The sequence below is a fragment of the Shinella sp. GW821-FHT10F02 genome (assembly GCF_058809275.1).
Genome location: NZ_JBXASL010000002.1, coordinates 166,447 through 181,885, shown reverse-complemented (window position 1 = coordinate 181,885; position 15,439 = coordinate 166,447). Strand labels below are relative to the sequence as shown.

General features: G+C 65.2%; 14 protein-coding genes. 7 read left to right on the top strand and 7 right to left on the bottom strand.

Annotated elements, in window-relative coordinates:
- The first annotated feature begins 44 nt into the window (after positions 1 to 44).
- Positions 45 to 1,670 carry an amidohydrolase gene (locus AC1RWL_RS06810; protein ID WP_493093999.1) on the top strand — a complete coding sequence of 542 codons (1,626 nt, stop codon included), beginning with the start codon at positions 45 to 47 and terminating at the stop codon, positions 1,668 to 1,670.
- 75 nt (positions 1,671 to 1,745) lie between these two features.
- Here the strand turns inward: AC1RWL_RS06810 and AC1RWL_RS06805 are convergent, their stop codons facing one another.
- From AC1RWL_RS06805 to AC1RWL_RS06795, 3 genes are all read right to left on the bottom strand, one after another.
- On the bottom strand, positions 1,746 to 2,213 hold the full coding sequence (locus tag AC1RWL_RS06805; protein ID WP_493093998.1) for a MarR family winged helix-turn-helix transcriptional regulator: 468 nt from the start codon (positions 2,211 to 2,213) through the stop codon (positions 1,746 to 1,748).
- A gap of 223 nt (positions 2,214 to 2,436) precedes the next feature.
- Entirely contained in the window at positions 2,437 to 3,609 is a 1,173-nt protein-coding gene (locus AC1RWL_RS06800; protein WP_493093997.1) for an aminotransferase, read from the bottom strand.
- Positions 3,610 to 3,640: 31 nt separating this feature from the next.
- Positions 3,641 to 4,660 (bottom strand): LysR substrate-binding domain-containing protein, encoded by a 1,020-nt coding sequence (locus AC1RWL_RS06795; protein ID WP_493093996.1) that lies wholly within the window; start codon positions 4,658 to 4,660, stop codon positions 3,641 to 3,643.
- A gap of 178 nt (positions 4,661 to 4,838) precedes the next feature.
- Between AC1RWL_RS06795 and speB the strand changes: the two genes are divergently transcribed.
- The 6 genes from speB (at position 4,839) to AC1RWL_RS06765 (ending at position 10,701) form a co-directional block, all read left to right on the top strand.
- Positions 4,839 to 5,891: an agmatinase gene (gene speB, locus AC1RWL_RS06790; RefSeq protein WP_493093995.1), complete on the top strand. Its 1,053-nt coding sequence runs from the start codon at positions 4,839 to 4,841 to the stop codon at positions 5,889 to 5,891.
- A 171-nt stretch (positions 5,892 to 6,062) separates the two neighbouring features.
- Complete coding sequence (locus tag AC1RWL_RS06785; protein WP_305111061.1) at positions 6,063 to 7,151, top strand: ABC transporter substrate-binding protein; 1,089 nt, start codon at positions 6,063 to 6,065, stop codon at positions 7,149 to 7,151.
- Between the two features lie 79 nt (positions 7,152 to 7,230).
- Entirely contained in the window at positions 7,231 to 8,265 is a 1,035-nt protein-coding gene (locus AC1RWL_RS06780; RefSeq protein WP_493093994.1) for an ABC transporter ATP-binding protein, read from the top strand.
- Positions 8,262 to 9,116 (top strand): ABC transporter permease, encoded by an 855-nt coding sequence (locus AC1RWL_RS06775; RefSeq protein ID WP_256116514.1) that lies wholly within the window; start codon positions 8,262 to 8,264, stop codon positions 9,114 to 9,116. Before AC1RWL_RS06780 ends, AC1RWL_RS06775 begins: the two co-directional genes overlap by 4 nt.
- On the top strand, positions 9,113 to 9,910 hold the full coding sequence (locus tag AC1RWL_RS06770) for an ABC transporter permease (protein WP_256116516.1): 798 nt from the start codon (positions 9,113 to 9,115) through the stop codon (positions 9,908 to 9,910). The genes AC1RWL_RS06775 and AC1RWL_RS06770 overlap by 4 nt, the downstream gene beginning before the upstream one ends.
- Positions 9,911 to 9,918: 8 nt before the next feature.
- A complete protein-coding gene (locus tag AC1RWL_RS06765; protein WP_493093993.1) occupies positions 9,919 to 10,701 on the top strand; it encodes a carbon-nitrogen hydrolase family protein in 783 nt (260 codons plus the stop codon).
- Here the strand turns inward: AC1RWL_RS06765 and AC1RWL_RS06760 are convergent.
- The 4 genes from AC1RWL_RS06760 to AC1RWL_RS06745 form a co-directional block, all read right to left on the bottom strand.
- Entirely contained in the window at positions 10,698 to 11,576 is an 879-nt protein-coding gene (locus tag AC1RWL_RS06760) for a DMT family transporter (protein WP_493093992.1), read from the bottom strand. The two genes, AC1RWL_RS06765 and AC1RWL_RS06760, sit on opposite strands and share 4 nt — an antisense overlap.
- Positions 11,577 to 11,639: 63 nt before the next feature.
- Positions 11,640 to 12,512 carry an N-carbamoylputrescine amidase gene (gene aguB, locus AC1RWL_RS06755; protein WP_493093991.1) on the bottom strand — a complete coding sequence of 291 codons (873 nt, stop codon included), beginning with the start codon at positions 12,510 to 12,512 and terminating at the stop codon, positions 11,640 to 11,642.
- Positions 12,513 to 12,526: 14 nt separating this feature from the next.
- Positions 12,527 to 14,197 (bottom strand): amidohydrolase, encoded by a 1,671-nt coding sequence (locus AC1RWL_RS06750; protein WP_493093990.1) that lies wholly within the window; start codon positions 14,195 to 14,197, stop codon positions 12,527 to 12,529.
- A 21-nt stretch (positions 14,198 to 14,218) separates the two neighbouring features.
- On the bottom strand, positions 14,219 to 15,400 hold the full coding sequence (locus AC1RWL_RS06745; RefSeq protein ID WP_493093989.1) for a serine hydrolase domain-containing protein: 1,182 nt from the start codon (positions 15,398 to 15,400) through the stop codon (positions 14,219 to 14,221).
- Positions 15,401 to 15,439: the final 39 nt, after the last annotated feature.

Below are 15,439 nucleotides of genomic sequence, written 5' to 3'. Positions count from 1 at the left end.
GAGGAAACGGTGCCGCCCGTTCGGCGCTTTGGAGGGAGCATTGCATGGCAGTCCGAATTGAAGCCGATCTCATCCTGCACAATGGCCGGATCTGGCGCGGCCGGGAGGAGGGCATCAGCGCGGCCGTTGCCGTGTGGCAGGGCAAGGTGCTGGCCACCGGCAGCGATGCCGACATTCTGGCGCTCCGGGGACCCGCCACGGAGGTCATCGATCTCGAAGGCCGTTTTGCCAGCCCCGGCCTCATCGACAACCACCTGCATCTGATTGCGACCGGCATCGCCATGGGCTTCGTCGACGCCACGCCCGCGGCAGCCCCGACGCTCGCCACGCTGATGGCAGCGATCGCCGAGCGCGCGGCGGCGACGCCGAAGGGCGGCTGGATCTGTGCCCGGGGCTACGACCAGGTCAAGCTCGACACCGGCCGCCACCCGACGCGCGAGGATCTCGACCGTGCCGCCCCCGATCATCCGGTCTATTTGACGCGAGCCTGCGGCCACATCTCGATCGCCAATTCCCGTGCGCTGGCGCTTGCCGGCGTCGACGAGGCGACACCCGTGCCCGACGGTGGCGTAATCGGCGTCACCGATGGCCAGCTGAACGGTTTTCTTGCGGAAAACGCCCAGAACCTCATCAAGGCCGCCATGCCGCCGGCGACGACCGAGGACCTCATCGACGCCATCGAGCGGGCAGGGCGCCATCTGCTCTCCTTCGGCATCACCAGCTGCATGGATGCGGCGGTCGGCCATGTTGCCGGTTTTGCGGAAATCCAGGCCTACGAGATGGCGAAACTTTCCGGGCGTCTGCCGGTGCGCGTCTGGCTGACGCTGCTCGGCGATCCCGGCGTCTCCATCGTCGAGGATGCCTGGCGGGCCGGGCTGCTTTCCGGGGCCGGCGACGACATGCTGCGCGTCGGCGGGGTCAAGATCTTCCTTGATGGTTCGGCGGGCGGACGCACCGCCTGGATGACGAAACCCTACGAAGGCGAGCCCGACAATATCGGCGTGCAGATGCTGCCGGACGAAACGGTCGAGGCGGTGGTCAGGGATTGCCATGACCGCGGCTACCAGATGGTCTGCCACGCCATCGGCGACGGGGCGATCGAGCAGCTCATCACGGCCTATGAAAAGGCGCTCGCCGCCAATCCCGATCCCGACCGCCGCCACCGCGTCGAGCATTGCGGCTTTTCCACGTCGGCACAGAACGCGCGCATGCAAGCTGCCGGCATCCTGCCGGCGCCACAGATGGCCTTCATCCACGATTTCGGCGACAGCTATATTTCCGTGCTCGGGGAGGCGCGGGGCAAGCCGTCCTACCCGATCGGAACGTGGATGCGCATGGGCCTGAAACCCTCCACAGGCTCGGATTCGCCGGTCTGCTCGCCGAATCCCTTCCCGAACCTGCACGCCATGATCACGCGCCAGACCGGCAAGGGCACGGTGATGGATGCATCAGAACGGCTGAGCCCGGAGGAGGCCCTTCAGGCCTACACGGAATACGGCGCCTGGTCGCAGAAGGCCGAGGCGGCGAAGGGGCGGCTGGTGCCTGGCCAATGGGCTGATATCGCTGTCTTCGACAACGATCTTCTGACTGCCGAGGCCGAGACTATCCTCTCGGGCACACGCTGCCTGCTGACCCTGCTCGCAGGCCGTGTCGTGCATGATGCGCGCTAGAGGTCTGCAAACCTGAATCGAAGGCGACGCCCACCCACACCTATATGCGCGGCTGATCGACCTAACCGTGGCACATCACCCGATCAACCGGGAGAGCAACGTCAGGAACTGCTCGCGGGCGCGCAGGCTGCCGAGCCGTTCGAGGCAGTCGGCCTCGAAGTCTGCCTCGGCGCGCCGGGCGTCCGCCAGCAGGTGTTGGCCGGCGGGGGTGAGGTAGAGCGCGTAGGAGCGCCGGTCGTTCGGGGCGCTGCGCCGCTCCGTGAGGCAGCGGCTTTCGAGGTCGTTCATCAGCGACACGAAATTCGCCCGTTGGATGCCGAGCGCTGTCGCAATCTCCGATTGTTTGCGTCCCGGCCGTTCGGCGATCAGTGCCAGCACGCAGAATTCGGCGGGGCGCAAATCGACCCGGGAGAAATGGTGGAGGAAGCGGTGGACGAACTGCCCGTGCGCGCGCCTTAACTGATGGACGACGCTTTGCGCGACGGCGGAGGCTTCAAGCACGTCTGCAATGCTGGACTCGTAAGTTTGGCTTATCTTTTCCATGGCTTGGCCATCTTTCTCCCACCCGGCGGCGTTTCCGGCTTACGGCCTGCCATAGAGCATAGGAGCAAGTTTTCCACGCGCAAGATGCGGGATTGATGATTGCAGGAATTTTCTACGCGCAATCAGGAGGCGAGAAATCATTTTGCTGAATTTCGCCCATTGGTCGATGTCCCGAGCCTGCGTCGGGGCATCTTTGCTCAACCCAGGGATAGGTTAGGCAACCTCAGTCGAGTGCGAATCGGTTGAGGCGGTCCTTCAGCAACGCGATCGTCTCGACGTCGGCATTGGCGAAGGCGAAGCGCAGGTAGCCTTCCTGCCGGGCGCCGAAATAGCTGCCGGGCAGGCAGAGGATGCCGGCTTCCTTGGCAAGCTTTTCCGCCACGCGGGCGGAGGGTGCGGCGCCGAACGGGTGGCCGATGAAGGCGAAATAGGCGCCGACCGCGCCGACGCGCCAGGAGGGCACGCCCGCCATCGTCGAAAGAAGCCCCTCGACCCGCCGGGCGATCTCGCGGCGGTTCTCTTCGCGCCAATCGGCCAGAAGCGGCAGCGCGGTGGCGACGGCGGCCTGGGCGGAGCGGGGCGGGCAGATTTGCAGGTTGTCCATGATCTTCGCCACCTGCGTGACGACATCGATGCCGGCGGTGATCGCGCCCAGGCGATGGCCGGGAATGCAGAAGGATTTGGAGAAGCTGTAGAGGCTGATCAGCGTGTTCTCCCAGCCTGCGCGGCTGAACAGGTCGTGCGGCCGGCCGGCACCCGCCGGCAGGAAGTCGCGATAGGTCTCGTCGAGGATGAGCCAGACGCCGCGCGCGGCGCAGAGATCGTAGATGGCCGCAAGCAGCGCTGGCGGATAGACCGCGCCGGTCGGGTTGTTCGGCGAGACGAGGGCGACGGCGCGCACATCCGGGGTGATGGCTGCGGCGAGGGCATCGATATCGGGCAGGAAACCGTTTGCGGGATCGCAGGCGGCGAACCGGGTCTTGATGCCCAGCATGGCAAGCGTGGTTTCCTGGTTGAAATAGTAGGGATCTGTCATCAGCACGGCATCGCCGGCACCCGCGACCGCCATGGCGGCGCAGATGAAGGCCTGGTTGCAGCCGGCCGTCACATGGATGTTGCCTGCAGAAAGGCTGACGCCGTAGGTCTCGGACACATGGCCGGCATAGGCCTTGCGCAGGCTGTCCTCGCCCTCGATCGGCCCATAGCCGGTATAGGCGCGCGAGGCGGCGTTTTCGCCGAGCAGGCGCAGCATGTCGGGATGCGGCGGATAGCCGGGCACGGCTTGCGACAGGTCGATCATCGGGCCGCTGCGGCCGTCATAGGCATCGCCCCAGGCGAAGACGGCGGGGATCGGCGGCGGGGCGAGGGATTCGACGAGCGGGTTGAAGCGAGGCATGGTGATGTCCGTAAAATCGGGGTCGCGAAGATCAGGCGCGGGTCTTGCGCTGGGTGGGAGTGGTCCGGCGCTTGGCCGGGGTCGGGGTCGCAATCGGGCGAAGATTTTCCGCCGCGCGGCCGCTGCGCCCGCGCAGGATCATGCGGGCGGAGGTCTGCGGCTCGGGCATGCTCTCCTCCAGCGAGGCGAAGAACCAGTCGATGAACACCTTGACGATCGGCGTCTGGCGCACCGCCTGCCGGCAGGCGACGTAGAAGGCGTCGTAGGCCGGCACCGTGAGGTCGAAGGGCACGACCAGCTCACCGCGGGCGATCAGGTTGCTGGCGGTGATGGTGTCGCCGAGCGCGATGCCCTGGCCGTGCAGGGCGGCTTCCGTGGAAAGGCGCGCGTCGCTCATGAAATGCTGGCGGCCGCGCACCACGTCCACGGCATCGGCAGCGGAAAGCCAGGTGTTCCATTCGCGCCCGTCGTCGCCATGAAACAGCGTGTGGTCCGAGAGGTCGCGGAGCGAGCGCAGCGGCCGGTTGTTCAACAGCGTCGGGCTGGCAATGGGGAAGAGTTGAAGCTTCGACCACAGCCGCGTCCAGCAGTCCGGCCAGTTGCCGTCGCCGTAGAGCAGGCAGACATCCGTGTCGAGCGAGCGTAGGTGGTCCGGATCGTTCGACGCGATGAGCGTGACGCGCACGCCCGGAAACTGGTCGGTGAAGGCGTTGAGGCGCGGGATCAGCCAGAGCGACAAAAGCGCCGGCACGCAGGTGATGGTGATGTCGCCGCTGGTCTCCGGCTGTTTCATCAGCGCGGTCGCCGCCGCGATCTCGCCAAACGCATTGGTGACGGCCGGCAGAAGCAGCGCGCCCTGCGGCGTCAGCTTCAGCCGCTTGCCGCCACGCTCGAACAGCACGGTGCCGAGCGACTCCTCCAGCGCGCGGATCTGGTGGCTGACGGCGCCATGGGTCACGTTCAACTCCCGCGCGGCGGCCGAAACGGCACCCCGGCGGGCAGTCGCCTCGAAGGCGCGAAGCGGGTTGAGCGGTGGCAGGCGCGAGGCCATTGGGAACCTGATCCGTGAGTTTTTCTCACATCAAACGCTATAACAATATCAATTGATTTTCCAGACGTTTTATTACGATAATGTGAAAAACGAGGGCAAAGCCCCGGGGGAACATAGTTTAGACGCTTCTTGCACCGGCCCCCGGTCTGCCCGCATTTCTGACTGTGAGGTAGCGACGATGGACGGCAAAAAGCTCGACGAACTCAAGGCGAAATATGGCGCAAGCCACGGCGGCGAACTGTTCGATCCCGCCTTCCGCAAGGTCGCCGACAAGATCTTCACCAAGAACGGCACGCGCCTCGCGCCCTTTGCCGGCGTGCCGACCTTCCTCTCCGCCCCCTACATGCCGGTGGACGCCAACAAGCCGGACTTCGGCAATCTCCAGGTCGCCATCACCGGCGTGCCGATGGACCTCGGCGTCACCAACCGTCCGGGCTCGCGCTTCGGACCGCGCGCCATGCGCACCATCGAGCGCATCGGCCCCTACAATCATGTGCTCGACTGCGCGCCGGTGCAGGACCTGCGCGTGGCCGATATCGGCGACGTGCCGTTCCAGAGCCGCTACCGGCTGGAACTCAGCCATGACGACATCGAGAAGCGCTTCAACCAGATCGTCGATGCCGGCGTGATCCCGCTTGCCGTCGGCGGCGACCATTCGATCACGCACCCGATCATGAAGGCGGTCGGCAAGAACCAGCCGGTCGGGATGATCCATATCGACGCCCATTGCGACACGGGCGGCTCCTTCGACGGCACGAAGTTCCACCATGGCGGCCCGTTCCGCAACGCGGTGCTCGACGGCGTGCTCGACCCGACCCGCACCATCCAGATCGGCATTCGCGGCTCGTCGGAATATCTCTGGGAGTTCTCCTACGAGTCCGGCATGACGGTCATCCATGCCGAAGAAGTGAACGGCCTCGGTATTCCGGCGATCATCGAGAAGGCGAAAGCCATCGTCGGCGACGGCCCGACCTATCTTTCCTTCGACGTCGACAGCCTCGACCCGAGCTTTGCGCCGGGCACCGGCACGCCGGAAATCGGCGGGCTGACGACGCGCGAGGTGCTGGAACTGATCCGCGGCCTCAAGGGCGTCAACCTTGTCGGCGGCGACGTTGTAGAGGTCGCCCCGCAATATGACGCGACCACGAACACCGCCCAGGCGGGCGCGCAGGTGCTCTTCGAAATTCTGAGCCTGATGGTATTCAGCCCTTCCGTGGCGCGGACCGCCTGACACGAGCAATTCCAGCAAAAGTGCGAAGCGGTTTTGCGTCCGGTATTGCGTAAAAACAGGAAAACAGACCATTTTCGCGATTCGGAGAAGCGCGGAAATGTTCTAGAATAGCAACAATGGGAACGCGCCCGGCGAGAAGCAACCCGCCGGCCTAACAGGAGAAAGACGACTATGCGTGACATCCTCAAGACCAATGTCAGCCGCCGCGCCGTGCTCGGCGCCGGCGTCGCCGGTGCATCGCTGCTCGCCATGCCGGCGGTGCTGCGTGCGCAGGACAAGTCGCTGAAGGTCGGCGTCTACGGCGGTTACTTCAAGGATTCCTTCGACAAGAACATCTTTGCCGATTTTACCAAGGAAACCGGCATCGCCGTCGAATCCGTCGCCGAGCCGACCGGCGAAGCCTGGCTCGTGCAGCTCGAACAGGCCGCCAAGGCCGGCCAGGCGCCCGCCGACGTCTCGATGATGTCGCAGGTCGCCATGCTGAAGGGCCAGACCACCGAGCTCTGGGCGCCGCTCGACACCGCGAAGATCCCCAACGCCACCAACCTCATCGACCATTTCGTCAACAAATATCCGGATGGCCGCGTCGCCGGCATCGGTGCCGTCGCCTGGTACATCACGCTCGTCACCAACACGGATGTCTTCAAGGAAGCCCCGACCTCCTGGAACGCGCTGTGGGATCCTGCCAATGCCGACAAGCTCGGCCTGCTGGCGCTCGTCTCCAACTCCTTCCTGCTGGAAGTGACGGCGAAGACCCACTTCGGCGGCACCAACGCGCTGGACACCGAGGAAGGCCTCCTCAAGGCCTTCGAAAAGCTCGCCGAAGTGAAGCCGAACGTTCGGCTGTGGTATCGCGACGAGGCACAGTTCGAACAGTCGCTGAAGTCGGGCGAAATCCCGATGGGCCAGTATTACCATGACGTGACGGGTCTTGCCGCCGCTGATGGCCAGCCGGTCCGCTCCACCTTCCCGAAGGAAGGCGGCATCATGGATTCCGGCTGCTGGGCGCTGTCGCGCGCGTCTGAAAAGGTCGAGGAAGCCCATACCTTCATCAACTACATGAGCCAGCCGAAGATCCAGGCGATCCTGTCGCGCAAGGTCGGCACGGCGCCGACGGTCAAGCGCGACCTCATCGACCTGACGGCCGAGGAATTCGCGGCCGTGTCGTCCGATATCGAGCCGATCATTCCGCGCTACGACCTCTACACCACCAAGGCCGACTGGCTGAACCAGAAGTGGACGGAAATGATCGCAGGCTGAGGCCTGTCCATTGCCGAAGACACCGGCCGGCTGAAAAGCCGGCCGGTCAAGAAACCAGAAAACGCCGCGCGGGGAACCCATGTCCGGACTGACTCTCCAGAATATCGTCAAGCAGTTCGGCCAGTTTACGGCCGTCAAGAATGTCGAACTGACCGTGCCGCACGGCACCTTCGTCTGCCTGCTTGGCCCCTCCGGCTGCGGCAAGACCACGCTGATGCGCATGGTGGCCGGCCTCGACCTGCCGACGAGCGGGGCGATCCAGCTCGACGGCAAGGACATCACCAATGTGCCGACGCACAAACGCGATCTCGGCATGGTCTTCCAGTCGCTGGCGCTCTTTCCGCACCTGACGGTCGGCGAGAACATCGCCTATTCACTGCGCATCCGCGGCATCGGCAAGGAGGAGCAGAAGAAGCGCGTCGACGAGCTTCTCTCGATGATCCATCTCACCGGCTATGCCGACCGCCCGGTCGCCAAACTTTCCGGCGGCCAGCGCCAGCGCGTCGCGATTGCCCGCGCGCTCGCCATCTCGCCAAAACTCTTCCTGCTCGACGAACCGCTCTCTGCGCTGGATGCCAAGCTGCGTGAAGCGATGCAGGTCGAGCTTCGCCAGCTCCAGCAGCGCCTCGGCATCACCACCATCGTCGTCACACACGACCAGCGCGAGGCGATGACCATGGCCGATACGGTCGTGGTGATGAACAGCGGCGAAATCCGCCAGGCCGCCGCCCCGGTCGAGATCTACCGCCGCCCGGCCGACACCTTCGTCGCCGATTTCATCGGCATGACCAACCTCATCGATTTTTCCGCCGACAACACCAGTGCCAACGTTCTCGGCACGCCGGTCACCGGCCTTGCCATTCCCGCCGGCCTCAAGTCCGGCGTGCTTTCGGTGCGCCCGGAAGACGTGCACCTGACGGCGCCCGGCAACGGCGCGATCTCCGGCACCGTCACCTTCGTGCGTGATCTCGGCGGCACGATCGAGACCTTCGTGGAGGCGGGCGGCAAGCAGGTCGTCGCCGTCTCCATGCCGAATGCGCGGCCGGACGTCACCGTCGGCCAGGCTGTCGGCATCCAGCTCAACCCGGCCGATTGCGTGGTGCTCAAGTCATGAGACGAGAGCCCCCACAAAAACTCACCGATTATGGCCCGCTGTTCTTTCCCGCGGGCATGCTGATCGTCTTCTTCGTCGTGCCGTTCGCGACGATGATCGCCGTCTCCTTCTTCCGGCGCGATCCGTCCGGCTTCTACACGCCGGATTTCGTCTTCGACAATTATGCCCGCTTCCTCAGCCTGTTCTTCGGCAAGGTGCTCGGTTTTTCGCTGTTCCTCGCGGTCATGGTCGCGATCTGCTGCGTCGTGCTCGCCGTGCCCTTCACCTATCTTCTCTCGCGCGCCAAGCGCCGGACGCAGGTGCTCTGGCTGGTGGCGCTGCTCTCCATCCTGTCGCTCTCCGAAGTCATCATCGGCTTTGCCTGGTCGACGCTGTTCTCGCGCACCGCCGGCATCACCAATCTCCTCGTGATGCTCGGCGTCATGGAGCAGGCGGTGGCGCTCAACCCGAGTTTCAGCGCGGTGCTGACCGCCATGGTCTATCAGGCGCTGCCCTATACCGTGCTCGTGCTCTATCCCGCCCTCGTTCGGCTCGACCCGACGCTCACGGAGGCCGCGCGAACGCTGGGTGCCTCGCCGATCAAGTCCTTCTTCACCGTCGTCGTGCCGGCGCTGCGCAACACCATCGTGGCGACGCTGATCATGGTCTTCATCTTCGCGCTCGGCTCCTACCTGCTGCCGCAGATCCTCGGCCGACCGCAGCACTGGACGCTCTCGGTGCTCATCACCGACCAGGCGATCTACCAGTCCAACATGCCGTTCGCCGCCGCCATGGCCGTGTTCCTCGTGCTTGTCACGCTCGGCCTCGTCGCACTCACGGTCTATGCCGGCCGCAAGGGAGAAGCCGCATGAACACGTTTCTGCAAAAGGCCTATTTCGGCCTGATCGGCCTCTTCCTGTCGCTGCCGCTCATCGTGGTGGCCGGCGTCTCGGTGAACGAGAAGCAGGACCTCGCCTTCCCGCCGAAGGGCTTTTCGCTCGGCTGGTACGCAGAGATCTTCACCAATGTCGAATGGCGCAACGCGCTCTTCGCCTCGATCACGCTGGCGGCGCTGTCGGCGGCCGTCGCACTCCTCATCGCGCTGCCGCTTGCCTGGTTCCTCTGGCGGCGCCATGCGCCCTGGGCGAACATCTTCCAGCTGCTCGGCGTCGCGCCCTTCACGCTGCCGCCGGTCATCACGGCGCTCGGCCTCCTGACCTTCTGGGCGGCGACCGGATTCTACGGCCAGCCGGCGACCGCCGTCATCAGCCATGCGATCTTCTTCGTGACGCTGCCGCTGGTGACGCTGTCGCTCGGCTTCTCCTCGATCGACCGCTCGCTGGTGGAAGCGGCCGCGACCATGGGCGCCGACGACCGCACGATCTTTCGTACCGTTGTCCTGCCCCTGATCCTGCCCTACCTCATCTCCGGTTATGCGTTCGCCTTCGTGCTGTCGCTCAACGAATACATCGTCGCCTACATGACGATCGGCTTCACCATGGAGACGCTGCCGATCAAGATTTTCAATGCGTTGCGCTACGGCTATACGCCGACGATGGCCTCGGTCACGATCCTCTTCGTCGCGATCGCCGCCACGATCTTCGGCCTCGTCGCGCGCTTCGGGGATCTGCCGAAACTGCTCGGCGCGATGTCGACAAAGGACTAGGAGCAACCATGCGCATTGCCGCCCTTCAGATGCATGCGATTGCCGGCGATGGCGACGGCAATCTCCAGCGCATCGCGGCTGCTGCCGCCGATGCGGCGGCGGGCGGCGCCAAGCTGCTGATCGTGCCCGAACTCGCCGTCACCGGCTATGGCGCGGGGGAGACGGCCTTTGCCGGCCTCGCTTCGCCCGCCACCGGCGACGTGGCGGAGCGCCTCGGCACGATTGCGCGCGAGAGCGGGCTTGCCATCGTCGCAGGTTTTGCCGAGCAGGAAGGCCGGGATATCTTCAACAGCGCGCTCTTTACCGACGGCATCGGCACCAATGCCGTCTACCGCAAGTCCCACCTCTACGGCGACTATGAGCGCAACGCCTTCCGGCCCGGCGTTCCCGCCTCCGTCATGGTGGAACTCGGCGGCATCCGGCTTGGCATGCTGATCTGCTACGACGTGGAGTTTCCGGAAAACGTGCGCCGCCTGGCGCTTGCCGGCGCCGATCTCGTCGTGGTGCCCACGGCGCTGCCGAAGGGCTCCTCCGGTACCTTCATCGCCAACCACATGATCCAGGTGCGTGCCTTCGAGAACCAGGTCTTCGTCGCCTATATCAATCATTGCGGCGCCGACGATCATTTCACCTATGCCGGCCTGTCGCGCATCGCCGCACCCGACGGCAAACTGCTCGCCGAGGCATCGGCCGAGGGCGAAACGCTGCTGTTTGCCGAAATCCGCCCCGAGGATTATGCGAAGTCGCGGGCGGAAAACACCTATCTGGTGGATCTCGGCCGCCCGGCCTAGAGGCTGATCAGGGCCGTTCCGACGACGGCCAATGCCGCGCCAGCCCAGGCGCGCGGAGCGGGCACGATGCCGGTGCGCGCCCAGACCATCGGCAGGATGACGACCGGCGTCATCGACGAGAGCGTCGAGACGATGCCGATCGTGCCATGCGCCAGCGCCGCCATCAGCAGCGACATGCCAAGCCCGACGCCGAAGAAGGCGGAGCCGACTGCAAAACCCAGAGAGTGCCTTTCGATGCGGGTCGCGGGTTTCAGCGCGGGCAGGGGCACGAGCATCAAAAGCAGGAAGAACAGCGCCGCGATGCCGGAGCGCACGGCCATCGCCGTGAACGGCTCCACGCCGCTTGCCATGGCCGGACGCGCGGCAAGGCTTCCGAGCGCCTGGCCGAGCGCGGTGACGACGCCGAGCGCAATGCCGAGCCACGGCGTTTTCTCGCCACCCTTGGCTTTGGCGCCGCTTCGAGCGCCGATTGCCAGCACGATGCCGCAGAGCACGCAGGCGATGCCGATGCCCTGCTGGAGATCGAGCGTCTCCCCGAGGAAGATATAACCGAGCCCGACGGCGAAGGGCGCCGTGAGCGAGAACAGCAGCGCGGTAGTGCGAGGACCTGCCGCATAGATCGCCGCGAAATAGGTGGTGCTGGCGATGATGATGCCGAACAGGCTGGAGGCGGCGAGGAAGCCGAGCTGCCAGGCTTCCACCGTGCGCCAGCCGCCGACGACGAGCGATGCCGCCGCCGTCATCAGGAAGGCAGCGCCCATCTGCACGCGAGCGAGGTCGAGGAGGGCCAGACGGCCGCGCAACTCGCCGACGAGCATGCCGCTCAGCGCAATGCAAACGGCGGCCGACAGGGCAAGGATTTCAGCGATGTACATGGAAAGGCCGGATGATTGATCGTCCGGCCTATCGCATAGTTTCCGGGCTTCGGATAGGGCTTTTCAGAGCCGCCCGTCCAGCGTGCCGACACGGCCGTAGAGATCCGGGCGGCGGTCGCGGAAAAGGCCCCAGCCCCAGCGCTGCTTCTCGATGGCGTCGAGGTCGAAACTGGCGACCAGCACGCCCTCGTTCTCGCGGTCCGCTTCCACCACCTTCGCACCGGTATGGTCGGCGATGAAGGAGGAGCCGTAGAAGGTCATCGACGTGTTGTTGCGGCCATCCTCGGTGCCGATGCGGTTTGAGGCGATGAGCGGCACCATGTTGGCGCCCGCATGGCCCTGCATGACGCGCTGCCAGTGCCCGGCGCTGTCGATGGTCGGGTCCTGCGGCTCCGTGCCGATCGCCGTCGGGTAGAGCAGGATTTCCGCGCCCATCAGCGCCATGCTGCGCGCCGCCTCTGGGAACCACTGGTCCCAGCAGATGCCGCAGCCGATCGTGCCGAACCGGGTCTTCCACACCTTGAAGCCCGTGTCGCCCGGCGAGAAGTAGAATTTCTCCGTATAACCCGGCCCGTCCGGAACGTGGCTCTTGCGGTAGTTGCCGAGCACCGTGCCGTCCGCATCGACGATGGCGAGCGAGTTGAAGAACGCCCGCTCAGCCTTTTCGAAATAGCTGACCGGAAGCACGACACCGAGTTCGGCGGCGAGTTTCGCGAAATGGCCGATCAGCGGGTTGCCCTCGAACGGTTTTGCCAGGTCGTAGAAGCCGGCATATTGGTCCTGGCAGAAATAGGGCGTCTCGAACAGTTCCTGGATCAGGATGATGTTCGCGCCCTGCCGGGCGGCCTCGCGCACCAGCCGTTCGGCGGTGGCGATGTTCTGCTCGATGTCCCAGGTGCAGGCCATCTGGGTGGCGGCGAGCGTTACGGTTCTCATGGCAAAGCTCCCGGTCAGGCCTGGTAGGTGACGCGGCCGTCGCAAATCGTCGTGACGGGGCGGATCGCCGCAAGGTTCGCATGTTCGGCGGCTTCCACATTGCCGGAGAGCACGACGATATCGGCGAGATAGCCGGGCTTCAGCACGCCCTTGCGGTCTTCCATGAACTCCACCCAGGCGCCGTTCTTCGTATAGGCGGCGAGCGTTTCGTTGAGCGAAAGCCGCTCGTCCTTCATGCCGTCCTTCCAGACCTCGCGCGACATGGCGCACTGGATGCAATTCATCGGATCGAGCGGCGAAACGGGCCAATCCGTCGCAAAGACAATCTCTGCCCCGGCATCGACCAGCGTGCGCCACGCGAAAGCATACGGCCAGCGGTCTTCACCGATGTAGGAAAGGTAGGGTTCGAGCGGCAGGCCGGCGCTGCCCGGCGGATGGGTCGGCTGCATGGAGGCGACGGTGCCGAGTTCCTTGAAGCGCGGGATGTCGTCCGGATGCACGACCTCGATATGCTCGATGCGGTTGCGGCTGTCGCGCTTGCCGTTCGCCTTGATCGCCGCCTCGTAGCCGTTCAGCACCATGCGCACCGCGCCGTCGCCGATGGCATGCACCGCGACCGGCAGGCCGAGCTTGTCGGAGGCGATCGCGACATCGTTGAAATGGTCTTGCGAAAACAGCGGATCGCCCTTCAGACCCGGCTGGTGGGCATAGTCCTCGACGAAGACCGCCGTGCCCGATTCCGTCACGCCGTCCATGAAGAGCTTGACGAAGTCGCAGCGTAGGCGATCGGAGTTGAAGCGCTCGCGCCAGGCGGCGGCCTTGGTTTCAAGGTCCGACAGCGGCATGAAGTTCTTCATGTGGAAGGGCATGCGCACGCGCACCGGAAGGCCGACCGTGCGCTCGATCTCGTCCAGCATTTCGAGCTGGTAGAGGCTGCCGTCCATGTTCTGCAACGAGGTGATGCCGAGCGAGGCGACATAGGCGAGGCCCTGCTTGATGATCGCGATGTCGCCGGCGCGTTCTTCCGCCGTCACATGCTCCGGATCGCCGCCGGTGCCGACGCCAAGCATTTCGCGGCCGCCGGTTTCGCCCAGGGCCGAGACCGGGCGGATGGCGTTGCTTTCGCGCAGTTCGCCGTTGGCAAGGCCGTCGTCGCCCATGACGATCTCGTTGCCGACGCCCACGTCGCGGCCTTCCAGGATGCCGCCCATCTTGAGGGCGAGCGTGTTCGCCCAGGCGGTGTGGTGGTCGGGCGCGAAGATGAGCAGCGCGCGGTCTGACAGGATGCGGTCGAGGTGATGGCGCGTCACGCGCTCGTCGTCGGAGAGGATCGTGTAATCGGCCTGCTGGGCGACCAGCAGCTGGCGCTCCGGATATTCGGCCGCATAGGCCTTGACCGCGGCTTCCAGCGCGTCAATACCCTTGACGCCGGAAAGCGACAGTTCGCTGAGTTCGGCGGAGCCGCCGAAAATATGCATATGGGCTTCGTTGAAGCCCGGCAGCACCGTGCCGCCCTTGGCGTCGATCACATGAGTGTCGGGGCCGGAAAAAGCGTCGATCTCGGCTTCGGAACCGACGGCCAGGATGCGGTTGCCGGCAACGGCGACCGCGGCTGCCCGCGGGTTCGCCTCGTCCATCGTCAGCACCCGCGCGTTGCGGATGATAAAGCTCGCTTCGGTCTGCATGGCGTGTTTCCTCGATGTTTTTTAGATTGCCCGGCGGCTGAGCGCCCGGAGGAACGTGAACAGGTCCTGGTTCTCCTCGTCGCCCAGCGGTTCGGGGTGGGAGGAGAGCTTGACGATGACCGTTTCGCTGCTGGGATCGACATAGAGCCATTGGCCATGGATGCCGATGGCGCAAAAGGCCTGGTCGGCCTCGCCGGATTGATACCATTGGCTGCGGTAGCGCCCGTTCGGCAGGTCGACATTGCGGCCCTGCTGCCAGGCCTCCTTGTCGCCGTTTTCCTGCATGTCGCGGATCCAGGCTTCCGGCACGATCTGCTTGCCATCGCGCGCGCCGCCGTTGCGCAGCAATTCGCCCAGACGCGCGAGGTCGCGCGCCGTCATGGAGACGCCGCCGGCGGTGCGCGGCGTGCCGATCGCATCCACGCTGATATCGGCATTGCCCTTGGCGCCCATCGGCTTCCACAGCAGTTCGGAGGTCAGGTCGGCGAAGCGCGCACCCGTGACGCGCTCGATGACGACGCCGAGCAGGTCGGCGTTGGGCGAGGCGTAGTAGAACGGCCCGCCATGCGGCCGCTCGGCCTTCTGCAGGGTGACGAGGAAGGAGGCGAGCGTCTCGGGCTGAATATTCGGCTCCGGCGGGTTCCAGAGCATGGCGCGGCGATAGCGCGCGAAGGCGCCGTGCGGGTCGAGATAGGCTTCCTCGAAATCAAGGCTGACGCGCATGTCCAGCACGTCGCGATAGGTGCAGTCGCCATAGACGCCGCCCTTGGCCTCGGGAAGGTAGTCCGTCACCGGCCGGTCGGGATCGATGAGCCCCTGGGCTTCGAGAATGCCGGAAACGACGGCCGTCAGCGACTTCGAGATGGAGAAGACGAGATGCGGCGCGTTGGCGTCGGCATGCGGCGCGTAATATTCCGCGACGATTTCGCCCCGGCGCATCATGACGAAGGCGTCGGTATGGGCGAAATCGAGGAAGGCGCGCGCGCTTGCGGCACCCGCAAGGCCGGTTTCCATTGCGGCGTCGAGGAAGGCGTCGCTTTGAAGCGGCACTTCCGCCGTCGCGGCCTCCGCGGAGATCACCGCCGTCGGCACGAAATCGCGGACATTCTGAAAGGTCCAGCGGCTATAGGGGGCGGTGCGCCAATTGGCGAGGGTGACATCGGCGCGGGCAAAGCCGTGCTGGTCCTTGAACGTCTTGATCATGACACATCCAGCCGAAGCGCGGGAAGGCGATGTGCCTTC